At 64.1% G+C, this 14,570-nt stretch carries 12 protein-coding genes; 1 reads left to right on the top strand and 11 read right to left on the bottom strand.

The genetic code is table 11. From position 1 onward, the window contains the following. Positions 1-149 precede the first annotated feature (149 nt). The 6 genes from C493_RS01330 to glmS form a co-directional block, all read right to left on the bottom strand. The gene (locus C493_RS01330) at positions 150-1,616 is read right to left on the bottom strand and encodes an MATE family efflux transporter (protein WP_007257586.1); all 1,467 of its coding nucleotides are present in this window, start codon (positions 1,614-1,616) and stop codon (positions 150-152) included. Positions 1,617-1,970: 354 nt separating this feature from the next. Then, on the bottom strand, positions 1,971-3,014 hold the full coding sequence (citE, locus tag C493_RS01325) for an L-malyl-CoA/beta-methylmalyl-CoA lyase (protein ID WP_007257585.1): 1,044 nt from the start codon (positions 3,012-3,014) through the stop codon (positions 1,971-1,973). A 74-nt stretch (positions 3,015-3,088) separates the two neighbouring features. Next, positions 3,089-4,153: a 2-methylfumaryl-CoA hydratase gene (gene mch / locus C493_RS01320; protein ID WP_007257584.1), complete on the bottom strand. Its 1,065-nt coding sequence runs from the start codon at positions 4,151-4,153 to the stop codon at positions 3,089-3,091. Then, positions 4,146-5,420, bottom strand: coding sequence for a methylaspartate ammonia-lyase (locus C493_RS01315; protein WP_049889064.1), 1,275 nt, complete (start codon positions 5,418-5,420; stop codon positions 4,146-4,148). The genes mch and C493_RS01315 overlap by 8 nt, the downstream gene beginning before the upstream one ends. After that, positions 5,417-6,856: a methylaspartate mutase subunit E gene (locus tag C493_RS01310; RefSeq protein ID WP_007257582.1), complete on the bottom strand. Its 1,440-nt coding sequence runs from the start codon at positions 6,854-6,856 to the stop codon at positions 5,417-5,419. The genes C493_RS01315 and C493_RS01310 overlap by 4 nt, the downstream gene beginning before the upstream one ends. Next, entirely contained in the window at positions 6,857-7,312 is a 456-nt protein-coding gene (gene glmS / locus C493_RS01305) for a methylaspartate mutase subunit S (protein WP_007257581.1), read from the bottom strand. A 139-nt stretch (positions 7,313-7,451) separates the two neighbouring features. Here glmS and mct point away from each other — a divergent pair, with 139 nt between their 5' ends. Then, positions 7,452-8,630: a succinyl-CoA:mesaconate CoA-transferase gene (gene mct / locus C493_RS01300; RefSeq protein ID WP_049889063.1), complete on the top strand. Its 1,179-nt coding sequence runs from the start codon at positions 7,452-7,454 to the stop codon at positions 8,628-8,630. 183 nt (positions 8,631-8,813) lie between these two features. On the opposite strand, the gene C493_RS01295 is transcribed toward mct, so the two are convergent. From C493_RS01295 to C493_RS01275, 5 genes are all read right to left on the bottom strand, one after another. After that, on the bottom strand, positions 8,814-9,203 hold the full coding sequence (locus C493_RS01295; RefSeq protein ID WP_007257579.1) for a type II toxin-antitoxin system VapC family toxin: 390 nt from the start codon (positions 9,201-9,203) through the stop codon (positions 8,814-8,816). Next, positions 9,200-9,412, bottom strand: a complete 213-nt coding sequence (locus tag C493_RS01290) for an antitoxin VapB family protein (RefSeq protein ID WP_007257578.1) — start codon at positions 9,410-9,412, stop codon at positions 9,200-9,202. The genes C493_RS01295 and C493_RS01290 overlap by 4 nt, the downstream gene beginning before the upstream one ends. Before the next feature lie 237 nt (positions 9,413-9,649). Beyond that, a complete protein-coding gene (locus C493_RS01285; RefSeq protein ID WP_007257577.1) occupies positions 9,650-10,213 on the bottom strand; it encodes a hypothetical protein in 564 nt (187 codons plus the stop codon). Between the two features lie 180 nt (positions 10,214-10,393). Continuing rightward, positions 10,394-11,740, bottom strand: coding sequence for a hypothetical protein (locus C493_RS01280; RefSeq protein ID WP_007257576.1), 1,347 nt, complete (start codon positions 11,738-11,740; stop codon positions 10,394-10,396). Continuing rightward, the gene (locus C493_RS01275) at positions 11,737-14,436 is read right to left on the bottom strand and encodes an AAA family ATPase (protein ID WP_083912352.1); all 2,700 of its coding nucleotides are present in this window, start codon (positions 14,434-14,436) and stop codon (positions 11,737-11,739) included. The genes C493_RS01280 and C493_RS01275 overlap by 4 nt, the downstream gene beginning before the upstream one ends. Positions 14,437-14,570: the final 134 nt, after the last annotated feature.

Genomic DNA, 14,570 nt, shown 5'->3' with positions numbered 1-14,570 from the left:
TACGTGAGGAGCAACGCGGATCTGATGGGGTTGACGTGCTTTCGCGAGCAAGCCCGAGAGCGCCAGCAAGGTCGAGCGCAACGAACTCCAGCGAGCGCTCGAACGCCGTCGGCATCGGACGCTCGAGCAAAACGTCCGGGCCGAACGAGTCAGTCTGCCGGGGTTGCGTTTGGCTCGACCACGCCGCGTGCCCAGGTCCCCCGAAGGAACCAGAACCCGGCGATGACGACGCTCACGACGTTCGAAAACGCCATCGCGTACCAGACGCCGGTCTCGCCGATGCCGGCCCACTCGATGAGGCCGTAGGCGACCGGAATCTGGAGGAGCCACAGCGAGAGGATCGAGAACGCCATCGCGATCCGCGTGCTGCCGCTACCGCGGAACGCCCCCATCAGGATCTGGAAGACCCCGAGGAAGGCAAACGTCGGGCCGACGATCATCAGGAACTCGGCGCCCATATCGATGACGTGCTGGGACTCCTCGCCGGCGAGGAAGACGTCGATGATCTCCGGTGCGAACGCGTAGACGACGACGCTCATCGCGGCGAACGCGCCGCCGATGATGCCCGCGTTCAACAGGACCCCCCGGCGGGCACGAGTGGTCTGCTCGGCGCCCAGATTCTGGCCGACGACCACCTCCGTCGCCTGGGCGATGCCGAGTGAAAGCATGGTGAAGACGGCGTAGACGCGACTGCCGACGCCGAAGGCCGCGACGGCGTCCGAGCCGGCGAGGGCGACGAGCGCCGTCAGCACCGTCAGCCCCAGCGCGCGCGTGCTCTGTTCGATCCCCGCCGGAATGCCGAGGTGGACGATCTCCCGGACGGTCTCGAGTTCGAGGCGAAACGCCGAGAGCGACGGCGTGATGCCCAACCCGCCCGAGAAGAGCAGCCAGATACCGACCGCGGCGCCGACTGCTCGGCTGAAGACCGTCGCGATCGCAGCGCCCTGAACGTCGAGGCCGGTAAAGCCGGTCAGCGAGTAGAGCGTCGACTCGAGGGCGCCCAGGCCGAGCACCGAAAAGACCGGGTTGTTCTCGAAGCCGAGGATGAGAAACGGGTCGAGAACGATGTTGAGCACGACGCTGATCGTCATCAGGTACAGCGGCGTCCGGGTGTCGCCCCAGCCGCGCAACAGCGCCTGAAACATGAAGAAAGCGAAAACGGTCACCGTTCCGACGAACCAGGTCCGCGTGTAGGCGACGGCCATTGCGTGGACGTCGCTCCCGGCTTCCGCGCCGACGAGCGTGAGCAACTGCGGCGTGAAGACGTAACCGACGATCGACGCCGCGATGGAGACGAGCAACACGAAGGACATCGTCTGTCCGACGACGTGATCGACCTTCTCGTCGTTGCCGGCACCTTTGTGCTGGGCGATCAGGATCGTCCCGGCGACGGTGAATCCGCCGCCGACGCTGATGACGAGGAAGATGATCGGGAACGCAAAGGAGATCGCCGCGACGGCGTCGGCGCCGACCCGACCGACCCAGAACGTGTCCGCGACGTTGTACGCGACCTGCAGCAACTGCGTGAGAACGAGCGGAATCGCCAGAAAGAGAATCGGCTTCAACAACTCGCCGTCGGTGACGTCGACGGATCGATCACCGCCGGCGGTGCTCATCGTTCACCCGTCGGTCGGTCGTTCGCAAGCGTCCCCACGGCCCGCCGAGACAATGGTCGCCGTCTCGGTCGTCCTCGCGTCTGCACTGGCTGTCGTCGGTCCGTTCGTTTCGGTCTCGAGTGCGAACGGAATCCGACTACGGCGGAGAGAGAGAGATACTCGATCGCCACATACTGACTGACTGACTAGTCAGTCAATGCGTAAAGTCGTTGTGTGATGGAGCGTGACGATCGGTGGCGGTGACGTATCGGTCCCGGTCACTGATTCGATCCGGACCGACACGGAGCTTCGTCGAGTCGGTGAAAATCGGCCAGCGTCGCGATCGGTCGCCCCTCGGTGCGTCGGTCGCGTCGCCTACTGGTAGGAGAGTTCGAGGTTGCGAGCGCGCTCGAGGAGGTCCTCGTCGTAGTACTCCTCAGTCTGGGCGGGTCGGGTCTCGTCGATCGCACGGACCTGCTGGACCGTGTTACGGAAGACCTTGAACGTGGCTTCGTCGACCATCTGGCCGTCGAGCGTGACGGCGCCGGTGCCCTCCGCCTTGGCCTCGTTGAACCGTTCGATCTTGCTCACGTCGCGTTCGAGTTCGTCGGGCGTCGGCATGTGGACGGTGTTGGCCTGAATCGTCTGCTTCGGGTAGAGCGACCAGGAGCCGTCGAGTCCGAGGTGGGCCTCGTGTTCGACCTGATCCGCGTAGGCGTCGGCGTTGTAGTAGGTCAGCCCGGCGCGTTCCTTGAAGAGGTCGTCGAACGGACCGCCGATACAGAGCAGGTCCGCGGCGCTGGCCTCGTTCGAGAGCGTCTCAAGGAGACCGTCCCAGCGCGGGCGACCGTCGCCGAGGTCGCGAGCGCCGAGTTCGGCCGCGTAGTCGACGGGGCCGAAGACCAGGGCGGTGAGCCGAGACTCCTCGCCGAATTTGGAGATTTCGCGCAGATCAGAACGGGCGCGGCCGGTCTCGACGATGATCGAGAGCTTGATCGAGCCGTCGGCGTAACCGTGTTCGGCCTCGGCCTCTGCGACGGCCTCGGCGGCGCGTTTCACGTCCTCGACGCGACCGACCTTGGGGACGACGACGCCCTCGAGTTCGTCGCCGATCTCGCCGACGAGCTGGTCGATCTGCTCGCGGCCGCGGTCGCGGAAGGAGGCGTCCTCGTAGCTCCACTCGACACGGGGCCAGATCTCGCCGGCGAAATCGTACTCGGGGACGAGGTCGATCGTGTTCTCTAAGCCCTCGTCTTTCATGTTTGGCGCGGTGCCGTCTTCCATGTCGGGGACGAGCCAGTCGGGGGCCTGGAAGCCCTCGGCCTCGAGGCCGGAGCGAAGGTACTTCGCCGAGTCGTCTTTGGGAACGGCGGCCGGTGCGGTCTGGAAGGTTCGACAGAGTCGGATATCGTCGGTCATGTGTATGATGTGGTCTGGTGGTGTCTCGCGTGTCGAATCGCTGTGTCAGCAGTCGTTTGTAACGCTCGATCGTGTTAGTTAGAACGCTTTCGAATTTCCGCCGTTCGCGTCCCGGAGTAGACGGGTTCGTCGTCCTGGTTGAACGCGATGTGCTGGAAGGTGACGGTACCAGCCTCGTCGCTCGAGGCTGTCTCCTCGGCTTCGATCACGCGCGTGAACGCGTAGACGGTGTCGCCGACGGCGACGAACGTGTGGAACGATTCGTCGTCGAAGCCGACCTCGCGCCAGGTCCGCTCGTCCGAGCGGGCGTGTCCCAGCGCGGTCGAGCGAGTGACGTCGCCGTAGGTGACGATGTCGCCCGACGGGGAGTCACTCATCACGTCGACGTTGTGGTGCTGTTTGGCCGTGTTCAGCGTCGACAGCGGCAACTGGGCGACGGTGACGTCGTCCTGCGTGCGGCCGCGCTCGTGGCGGTAGGCGACCGCCGCGTTCTCGTCGTCGGCGTCCTCGAGCGCCTCGGCGAAGTCCTCGAAGTAGCCGCCTTCGGGCGCGATAAACTCCTCGGGGAATTCCGGCTCGGCGTCTTCCGCTTCGGCGGCCGCAGCCCCGCTCCCGTCGGTCGCAACGGGCTCTCGGCGCGGGATCATGTTCGTGCGCTCGTACGAACAGAGGACGTCGCCAGTTTCGGCGTCCTTGCCGCGGGTGCGCCAGGAGACGATGCCGTACTCCGGTCGGGAACTCGAGGTGGCCGTGTTGACGACCTCGCTCTCGACGTGGAGTTCGGTGCCCGTGTAGACGGGCGTGCCAGGGAACCGAACGTCGGTCCGGCCGAGGAAGTAGCCACCCTTCTCACTGAGGTCTTCGACGGTGATACCGAGCGTCGCGGCGGTGAGGTAGTCCGGGTGCACCGGCGGTTCCTCGAAGCCGCGTTCCGCAGCGGCGTCGGCCCGCCAGTAGGCGGGGTCGTGGTTGAGCGTCTGGCTCATCCACTGTTCGTTGCCGAACTGGGTGAGGGTGAGCCCGGGGTCGTGCTCGATGAGGTCTCCCTCCTCGAAGTCCTCGAAGCAGTTGCCCTTCTCTTTGGTTTCGACCTGTTCGAGCGCCTGTGCGAACGTATCGGGATCTGTCCAATCAGTCATCTGCGGTAATTTCGTCGGTCTCGGTGGTCTGCTCGCGGTTCCGTCGGGCGATGGTCCGTCGCATCTCGTTTTCGACGATCATGTAGCCCTCGTCGAAGCCCATCCCGGGCTTTGCAAGCACTTGCGCCGCGTTGGTCGCGAGCGCGACGTGGGCGCAAGCGCGGGCGGACGTCTCCGTCTCGTTGCAAGTCCCGCCCAGATAGGCGCGGGTTTCGGTCCCCTCGCAGTAGCGGACCGCCTGCGCGCTGCGGTGAATCCCGCCCAGATCGGGCGTCTTGATCTGCACGAGGTCGGCCGCCCCGGCGTCGACGAATGCCTGGACGTCCTCGAAGGTGTTACACCACTCGTCGGCGACGATGTCGACGTCGACGCCGGCCGCGTTGAGCCCGTCGCGGAGCTCGACCATCGCCTCGATCTGGTCAGCGCGGTCGCCGACGTCCATCGGCCCCTCGATCTGGATCGGGTACGGCGCGGCCGCCTCCTCGAGGGCGGCGAAGTAGTCGACGACCTCGTCGCGGTCGTAGGGCGCACCGAAGACCTCGCCGATCATGCCGTAGACGTCGATGTGGAACCGAGGGTCGTAGCCGTCGGGCCCCAGTTCCTGGGATCGCTCCGTAAGCCACTCGACGTACTCGAGGAGCGTTTCACCGTTCTCGCCGATCTTCTCGACGCTGTTGATCAGCGCGTGGGGGAGGACGGGAACGCCCTTGACGAACATCTTCTCGGTGTTGTTGTAGCGGTCGTCGCCGGACTGACCGAAGACCGGCACCGGCTCCGTTGCGGGCTCGGTGCCCATCGCGTCGGCCATGACGTCCGTGCGCGTGGTGTTTTCGGCTTCGGCGGCTGCGGCGAGCAGGGCCTGCGAGACGCCGTAACGGATCGCCGTGTGCAGGCGGTCGCCGTCGACCTGCATCTCCTCGAGCAACTCGGCGTTATCGAGGAACTCGGTGGCGTCCCGTCCCTCGAGTTCGTCGGCGACGGGGCCCTCGATGACGGGAGCGTACGCCTCGGCTTTGAACAGCGGGTCGCGCCCGCCGGCGCCGGAGTACTGAACGGCGGCGCAGTCGCCGCGAACGACGGTGCCGTCCGCGAGTTCGATGTCGACGATGATCGTCTCGCCGGCCTGGCGAATCTCGTCGAAGCCGTCGGTGACGGGCTCGCCGTCGTACGTGAAGCCGTCCTGCGTTGCACCCTGCTTGATCGCGCGCTGGTCGTCGAAGAAGAACCCGGAGAATCCGGGCGTTGCGTACACACCTGTAATATTCATAGCTTGACCTCACCCTGTGGTCGGCCGATGAGTTTCCCGTCGCTGATCGCGTCGACGTCGTCCGCGACCATGCGGAACGACTGTTCGCGGCCCTCGGTGTCCGCCCGCTGGGACAGCCGGGCCTTGTGGATCTCCTTGATGTCGTCGTCCATCTCGAGGTCGGCCCACTCGAAGATGCGGACGCGACCGTCGTCGTCTCGAGCGGGGAGGACGGCACCCTTCGCGCTGTCACTGGGGGCGAAGGGAACGTCGAGCGCGCCGGAGTCGAACGCCTTGAGCGTCCCCTGGACGACGTCGCCGTCGCCGTGTTCGAAGATGGTGTCCATCAGACACCGCGTCTCGCGCTCGATCAAGTCCTGTTCCTCCTCGATGCCGTCGATGTCGATCTGCTGCTCGATCGCCATGTCGATGACCTGGCGGGTGGTGCGCAGGCCGGAGGCGTTGGCCTCCTTGGTCGGAACCCCCTGGAACTCCTGTGGGGACTTCGTGATGACCTTATCGGGCTGGGCGATTGCGGCGGTCATGCCGCCGAAGCTGATCACGCCGTTGGCCCGCGCCTCGTCCGGCGGGAAGCCGCCCATCCACTCGTGGAAGACAGTGGTGACGACGACCTCGTCAGGGAGGTACTCGTTGCCGAGCTTTTTGAGGGCGTTCAGGGCGGCGACGTCTTGCACGACGTTGCCGACCTGCCCGTAGCCGAGCGTGATCGACCGCACGCCCTGCGTGGCCGCGAGTTTCCCCTCGACCAGCATGATCGCGATGGCGATCGACGGCGGCACCAGGGTGCCGGTAAGCGGCCCGAACGGCTCGCGGTTGATGCGGATGCCGCGTTCGGTGTAGGCCCCCGCCAGTCGGTCGACGAACTGCCAGCGCTCGATGGTCTCCTCGAGCCCGTGGCGTTTCGTGTAGGGGATGTTGTAGGAGATCGGGCCGCCCTCGAAGCTCTGGAAGCCGCCGGCGAAGGTAATCGCCGCCAGCAGCCGGGCGTCGGGCGTGCCGTGGCGAACTTCGATGGGGGCGTCGACCTCGTCGATCAGCTCCCGGCAGCCGTCGACGCCGTGGTTGACGGCGGGAAAGCCGTTCAGCGTGTCGTCGCCCGTCTCGCGGGCTTTCTCGAGGCCCTGCTGGGCCTTCTCGTACTCGTTGTCACGCGTGTAGGAGTCGATCGTGGTCGGCAGGAGATCGGCCTGGCCCTCCTCGTGGAGATACTGCAGGAGCTCGATCTGGTCGTCCAGCCGGGGCACGCCGGCCCGGGGCTGGAGGAGGGGCTTGTCGGCCGACTCGAGGACGTCCGCGAATCGCTTGTGGTCGGGCAGCGATTCGTGGTACTCGATAGCGTCCTCGAAGTCGACGTCTGCGCCCGTCGGCCAGTTCGAGCGAATCTCCTCGTCGATACGCCGTAGCTCGTCGGATGGAATACGTTCGTCTCGTATCATCTAGGAACTGATAGTCGCACGTTCCGACTCGGTCGGTTTGATCTGCAGGTCCTCTCGCAGCGCTTCGATCGCGTCTTCGGGATCGGTCTCGGAGTCGAACACCCGATCGAAGCCGAGCTCCCGGAACGTCCGTCGGGTCTGCTCGAAGTCGTCTTGCCCGACCGCGAGGTTGCCACCGATGTAGGTGACTGCCTCGACGTCTGCCTCCGCGAGGACCTCGTGGAATCCCTGACAGTCTTGCTCGGCGTGGCCGTAGAGCGAAGAAACCAGTACGGCCTCAGCGTCGTGTTCTACGGCGGATTCGGCGAACTCTTCCTGTGACGTTTGCACGCCGAGGTTGATGACGTCGAAGCCCGCTGCGCTGAAGGCCTGCTCTAGGATTGTGATTCCAACGACGTGGGCGTCGGAGCCAATCACGCCGAGGACGACCGTTTGGGACATCGTATTGAGAACCATGAGGAACCACCCTATAAACCTAATGATCTTCCATGATAATACTCCTTAAGGATCCTAAGAGCGTCCCTATGGGATGGTGTGACAATGTACATGATCGATGGTAAGGGTTTTGGCACTGCCCTGAAAAACTACGGCGTACATGGGAGCGCTTTCGAACCTGCGTGTGCTCGATCTGACCCAGGTGCTGGCTGGGCCGTACTGTACGATGTTGCTCGCGGACATGGGCGCGGACGTCGTCAAAATCGAACGGCCGGGCGGCGACATGATCCGATCGAACCCGCCGTTCGTCGACGACCCCGAGGAAGAGGCCTACGGCGGCTACTTCCAGAGCGTCAACCGGGGCAAGAAGAGCATCGAGCTGAACCTCGGTGACGAGGACGACCGCGCGGACTTCCTCTCGCTCGTCGAGGAAGCCGACATCGTCGTCGAGAACTACCGCGCGGGCACGATGGAGAAATACGATCTGGGCTACGAGACGCTCACGGAGTACAACGAGGATCTCATCTACTCCTCGATCCGCGGCTTCGGCGACCCGCGTACGGGTGAAACCGAACGCCAGGGGCAACCCTCTTTCGACCTCATCGCACAGGCGCTTGGCGGCGTCATGGAGACCACCGGCCAGTCCGACGGCCCGCCGACGAAGACCGGCCCCGGCGTCGGCGACCTCTTTACCGCGACGCTGAACTGTATCGGGATCCTGGCCGCCGTCAACCACCGCGAACAGACCGGCGAGGGTCAGTACGTCGACACCGGCATGTACGACTCGATGATCAGCTTCACCGAACGCGCCATCTACCAGCAGTCCTACACCGGCGAGGCCCCGTCCCGTCGGGGGAACTCCCACCCCACGCTGTTTCCCTACAACGCCTTCGAGACCGACGACGGCTACGCCGTCATCGCCGCGTTCAACAACAACCACTGGGCCGAACTCTGCGACGTGATGGGCCGCGAGGATCTCGCCGAGGAGTATCCCACGACCCCCGAGCGCCTCGAGCACCGCGAGACGCTCCGCGAGGAGATCGCCGACTGGACCGTCGAACAGACCAACGAGGAACTGGTGGGCAAACTCGAGGGCCGCGTCCCGGCCGCCAAGGTCCAGACCACCGAGGAAATCTTCGCTGACGACCACGTCCACGCCCGGGACATGCTCGTGCCCGTCGAACAGCCCGGTGCGGACCGCGAGGTCGAGATCGCGGGTAACCCGATCAAGATGAGCGAGACGACGCCCCAGCCCCGCGGGCGGGCGCCGCTGCTCGACGAACACCGCGAGGAGATTCTGGGCGAGCAGGCCGAAGCGGAGACGACGGCCGACGACTAACGACTGACGGCTTTCGATCTTTGACCCTCGAGCGGCGGTTCCGCTCACAGGGACGCTCGTCGACAGCGAGCGCGAGCGAATCGTTTCGATGCGGTCACTTCCTTCGGACGAACTGCTGTCCTCCCATCTCGACACAGTCGCTGACCGGATCGAAACTGTGCTAGAACCGACGGAGTGCCCGTATCAGTACATTTTGTGGGGGTTCTCGACGGTAAGGTCGTCGATACAATCGACGTCGGTATCCGAGGTGACGAGCGGTGCGTCGAGCGACCGTGCAACGCCAGCGATCATCATGTCGGGGTGTTGAATGCGTTGTCCCTGTTCCGCTAACTCGGCGCGGATCCGTGCGCTCTCACGGCTGTGAGCCGGCGTGTAGTCGAGACGGTCCACCCACGGCAGATCTCGGTCGACGGCGACGGGATCGCGACCGACTTTCACGGCGCCGTGATACAACTCGTAAAAGCCGATCTCCGAGAGGGCAAAACTCTCGTTTCGATGGGCGAGTCGGTACTGCTTGGCGTGATCACGGCCGCGGAGAAAGTCGGCGCAGAAACTGCTGTCGAGAACCTTCATGGACCGGCGTCGAAATCGTCGTCCAGTTCCCGTTTTACGTCGTCGACGGCCTCGTCGATCTCCGTCTCGCTCCACGCGCCGAATCCGGCGAGTGGCTCGTCATCCTCGAGTTCGCGCTCGATGACGTCGTCAAAGCTCTCGGACCCCCGTTTGCGCGCTCGGAGCTTTCGCCACGTTCGTTCGGAGACGCGAATCGTTTTGTCGCCCATGTATACATCGTTGTATACGTGCTCTCCGCTTCGGTGTTTCGCCTCCGTCGGAAATGGTTCCCGGGCGGCAGACCGACTTCGAGATATGGCGCGGCTCAGAGTACGTCTCGCAAGACCCGCTCGAGGTTTCACGACACCAGCGGGCCGTTCCAGCCTAAGTCGACGTAACCGTCTTCGTCGGTGGCGAAGCCCGACTCCTCGACCCTCAGCAGAAGGAGACGGACTCGAGGTCGGTGCTTATCGCAACTGTTCGAGGATTTGCAGGAACCGAAACGCGGGCTCACCGTACGCTTTCGTCTCCTCGGCTGCGAGCGACCGGAGTTCCTCGACGCGGGCCGTGTAGGTCTCGTTGACGACGCGTTCGATCGGGAGTCCGTACTCGGCCTCGAACTCGCTCGAGAGTTGGGCGAGCCCGTCCGTGAGATGGCCGTCCGAGAGAGATGGCGCCCAGAGCTGAAGGACGTACTCGTCGGCGTCGTCGAACACTCTCGAGACGTAGTCGTAGTCGGATCGGAACTTGGACTCGAGTTTCTCGAGGGAGAACTGGTAGCTGTCGTTGCCGTAATCGTCCCACTTGTCGGTCTCGGGGGTCCCCGAGTACGCCGAGCCGTTGAGGTGGGTGATGACCTCGCAGGCGTAGACGGTCTGCGTGCCGTCGCTCGAGTCGATTGCGACGACGTCAATCTCCATCTGGGCGCCGTCTCGTTTGGATCTCGAGTTGTAGCTCACGACTTCAGCGTCGGTGATGATCTTGTGATACGCGCCGACGATGAGTTCGCCAATTTGTGCGTTAGAAACCATTCTTCTCGCTCTGGTGACGTGTTGTCGCCGGTGAGTGATAGGTGTTGAGATCAGTGATGCTATAGTAGCCACTGAAAGTCACTGCACACCTGATCGCAGTACAGCGTTGCGATCAGTGTGTAAATCGTTTCAGTGGCTACTATAGGTTGAATATCCCGGTCGAGGGAGGAAGCAGAATGCCTACAGAATCTCGCTCAATATCCGCTCGAGGTCCCGTTCGAGTTCCGACGCCTGCAGGATCGTCACCGGGTTGTCGGTTTGCTCCTCGAGCGAGGCGGTCTCGTCTTCGAGATCCTGCGTCACCAGCAGGCCGTTCCAGCCCGAACCGAAGTAGTCGTCCTCGTCGGGGCCGAAGACGTACTCCTCGTTGACCCGCAGAAACGCGAGGTACTCCAGCGTCTCCTTGATCCCGCGGCGGATCGTGTCCACGTTAGTGCTGTTCTTGACCTCCGTGATCAGGTACTCGCGTTGGGTGTCAGCCTCGGAGACGACCTCGAGAACGATGACGTCCGGCCGACCAGTGTGATTGGTGAACTCCCGGCCGAAGTAGTCGCCCGCGATCTCCTGGGCCTCGAGTTGGACTTTGTCCGTTCGCGAGTGATAGTCTGCGTCCTCGTCGGGGACGGCGACGAACGACAGATCACGATCACGCGCGGAGGTATCGTGGTAGAGGACGATCTCTTTCTCGTCCTCGAATCGGGCCACCTCCTGTCTCCCCGTCGCGATTGTCTTGTACTGCGGCTGCATCTCGCGCATTCGCTCGAGGGTCGCGACGAACCGAAAGAGGACGAACAGTTCGAACAGCGAGTCCTGATCGTCGGGGGCGATCGCCGTTTCCTCGAGGAGAGTTCGGATCGCGTCCGCATCGCCGTCGAACAGTCGCTCTCGAGTTCGCAGCAGCGACGCGGCCTCCCGATAGACCGCGTGGCGAGAGCTGGCGGCGGTCGTGAGCATCCGTTCGGTCGGTTCGTAGGTGTCGGGGTCGCGAATTCGACGGACGTGAACGTTCCGTTCGACGATCCGCTGGAGTTCGTCGATCAGATCCTCGTTGCCCTTCCACGTCTCGCGAACCCAGTCGTAGTGGCCGCGGAGGTACTCCTCTGCCTCCCGGATCGCCGTGTGGATGACCGAAATCAATCGCTTGAGAACGATGTTCTCCGGGATGTCGTACTCGACCGTCCGATCGTCGCAGACGAAGATCGATCTGTCGCGGGGGTGCTCGGAATACCGCTTCTTGATCGTCTCGTTCCAGTCGATTCGGCCGTCGACCGCGCCGCGTCGCGTCCGCGACGTCGTTCTGGTTTCGGTCCGGAGGCTTCGCAGGTGCACCGAGAGGTCGCGGACGAAGTCGACCACGTCGGATTTGAGCACGAAGTGCAGATCGAGCAGCAGTTCGTACTCCTCGAAGCGCTCGTCCAGTTGTTCGGGTTTGATCGACTGGGCGAGTTCGCGTTCGGGGAACGAGCCGTTCATCACGTGCGCGAGGATATCCTCGGTCACCTGCTCGAGCAGTTCGTCCCTGTTCATACCGTCTCGCTCTCGGCCGGCGTCACCTGCAGCATCTCGGCCGCGGCTCGCTCGAGCAGCGTCGAGTCGACGGCGTCGACAGCCGCGATCTCGCGGACGATCGTCCGGCGCTTCGGAACGCCCTCGAGTTGTGGGAACACGTAGCTGATAACTGCCTGCGTGAGGTGGTACTCGAGGTCCGACTCGGGGTGGTGGGTCACGTAGCGGAGGAGATCCTCGATGATCGCCGGGCCGATCGCCCGCTCGTCGACGGCGTGGTTCGTCTTCCGCCAGACGCGACCGACGGCCATCGCCACGTCGCGGTCGATGTCGAGCCCCCACGCGTCCGCGTACTCGTGGACGAGTTCCTCGAGTCGGATCTCCGCGTCCTCGGTCTGCCCTTCCGGAAGCTCGGGCGCCGGCACGCGAACGAACGCGAAGCGCCGCATGAACGCGTAGCTCATCTCGTAGAGCGACGTCTTGTCGTAGGTGTTCATCGTCGCGAAGATCCGCCACGAGTCGGGGACGAGATACTGGTGGTCTGCGGGCCGTCCAGTCACGTCGCCCGTCGTCGCGAGCTCGACCTCGCGTCCGTTCTTGCTGTAGGGAAGCTGAACGGACTGTCCGGAGAGAAGCGTAAAGAGCTGGCCGAACGCCTTGTCGATGTCGGCGCGATTCAGTTCGTCGATGACGAGCAGTTCGTTCGACTGGGTCCCCGTCTGCGAATCTTTGAGCCGATTGAGGACGATTCCGGGCGTGAACGCGAGCTCGTCACCGCCATCCTCGGCCGATTCGTTAGGCATGTAGCCGCCGACGGTATCGAACGTCGACCAGTCGGCCGTCGCCGTCGTCGTCTCGTAGCCCGAGTACAGGTACGGATAGTCGGCCGCGAGCCGTTCGCAGATTCGGCGCGCGATCTCCGTCTTTCCGGTTCCGGGCGGCCCCGTCAGGAGAACGTGCTTTCCCGTTCTGAGAGCCGTCTCGATCTGCTCGAGGATGCGTTCGCCCTGATCGTCGGGGAAGTACAGCCCCTCGAGCGTCGCAGCGGGAATCGACCCCTGATAGGACTCGTGGACGTTGACCGTCGACGCTTCGGTTAGCGAATCAGCCATCGCCCCGACGAGCGCGATCGCCCCGTCGTGGTCGACGCTTCCGTCGTCAGATCGGAACGGCGCGCACACCGACTCGGTCGGAAACGCGGTCTCGCCGGCCGCCGCACAGATCCGGTTCGCGTCCTCGACCGAGAGGGTGTCCGAGGTCAGCGCCCCGATCTCCGCCTCGTATTTCGCCGGCGTCTTTTCGGGAAGCGGTTGCGACGTATCGACGTCGTCGATCGATCCCAAGAGAAACAGTCGGTCGAGGGTTGCAACCAGGGGATACGACGCGTCCCCTGCGTGCTCGTCCAGCCGCCACGGTTCGTCTTTCTCGAACGTCTGTCCGAGAACGCCGACACCGAGAACGTCGGCCGAGGCCGGGTCGTGGCGTTCGTCGTTCGTTCGCGTGTGGAGCACGGCAACGTCGCCCTCCTCGAGAGCCGTCCACCGATCACGGTGTGCTTCGTCGAACGGCACCGAACCGTACTCGAGTGTCGTGAGCCAGTCGGTAGGCGTTGCACCGAAGGCGTAAACGGTCGGATCCGTCTCTCGGATGTGAGAGCGCACCGGGTGGATGACGTCCGGCGAATGGGGGCTCGGGTCGCCGTCCGTTTCGCCCTCGATCGAGTACGTTTCGCGGAGGATGCTGTTCAGTCGCGGCTGGCTCAACGGCGCGCCAACGTCGCCGATCTCCGCCTGAACGAGTCGGACCCAGCACAGAAAGAGCACTTCCGTCGGTGAGAACGAGCCGTGCGATCCCACGCCGATCTCGGCGGCGATCTCTTCGAGTTTGGGCTCGAGCGATTCGTAGACGTCTCGAAGCTGGTCGAACGTCGCGGCGGTGCTCGCCGGGACGGTCCCGGATGGTTCGAACCCCTCGAGAGCCCGCGACCACTCGGCGACGAGCACTTTCCCGAGGCGACGCTCGAGCCACGCCGGATCTCTCGAGGCGGCCGCGAGTCGGGCTCGAACGTCGGTGATCGCGGCCTCGAGGGTCTGATAGTCGTCGGCCGGCTCGGATCGGCCGTCCGCCTCACTCGACTCGTTCGGGTAGATTTTCTCGCCGCGGATCTCCTCGATAAACTCCGGAATCGAGTCGTACGCCGTAACGAACGTCGACCCGCGGCGGTCGAAGTTAATGGCGCTAAACGTGTCGTTCGGCCAGCCCTTGAATCCGAGCGTGTCCCAGAACGCTTCGCGGTCGAGTCGGGCCTCGTAGATCGGATCGAGAAACATCACGTGCGGGTACGCGTCGTCGGGGTCGTCACTCCATCCGATCGTCTGGGTGAACGCGGCTGCGGTCTCCGGATCCAGAACCGTCGCGTGAGCGATGCGAGCGAGCAGCGTGTAGTCGCCGCCGCGGCGGCCGTCGCGATCCGCGAACAGCAGATACTCTCCCGTCTCGGCGGCCTCCGACTCGGTGTTTCCCCACACTCGAAGCGTCTCGTGCTCGACCGGAACCTCGCAGACCTCCTCAAGTCGGTCCCGTCGAACGCCGTCGATGACGGTCCGTTCGAAGTTCGATCGAATCGGCTCGTCGGCCGACGCTTTTACTGGCACCTGATAGATAGTCGGATCAGGCGCGATAGCATCAGCGGACGGCTCGCGTTCCCCAGACGTCATTGCTTGCCTCGAGACAGCACCATCGTATAAATCCTGTTGCACGATCGACGCACCGGTATCGATGACCACACCGACCACGATCGACCGAATCAAGCACTGAATGGCCGACCGGCAGCCCAGGAGGTGCTGAGCTA

Source organism: Natronolimnohabitans innermongolicus JCM 12255, assembly GCF_000337215.1.
GTDB classification, from domain to species: Archaea; Halobacteriota; Halobacteria; order Halobacteriales; family Natrialbaceae; genus Natronolimnohabitans; species Natronolimnohabitans innermongolicus.
Note: the sequence above shows the minus strand (reverse complement) of the source record. Positions and strands in the feature narration are given on the sequence as shown.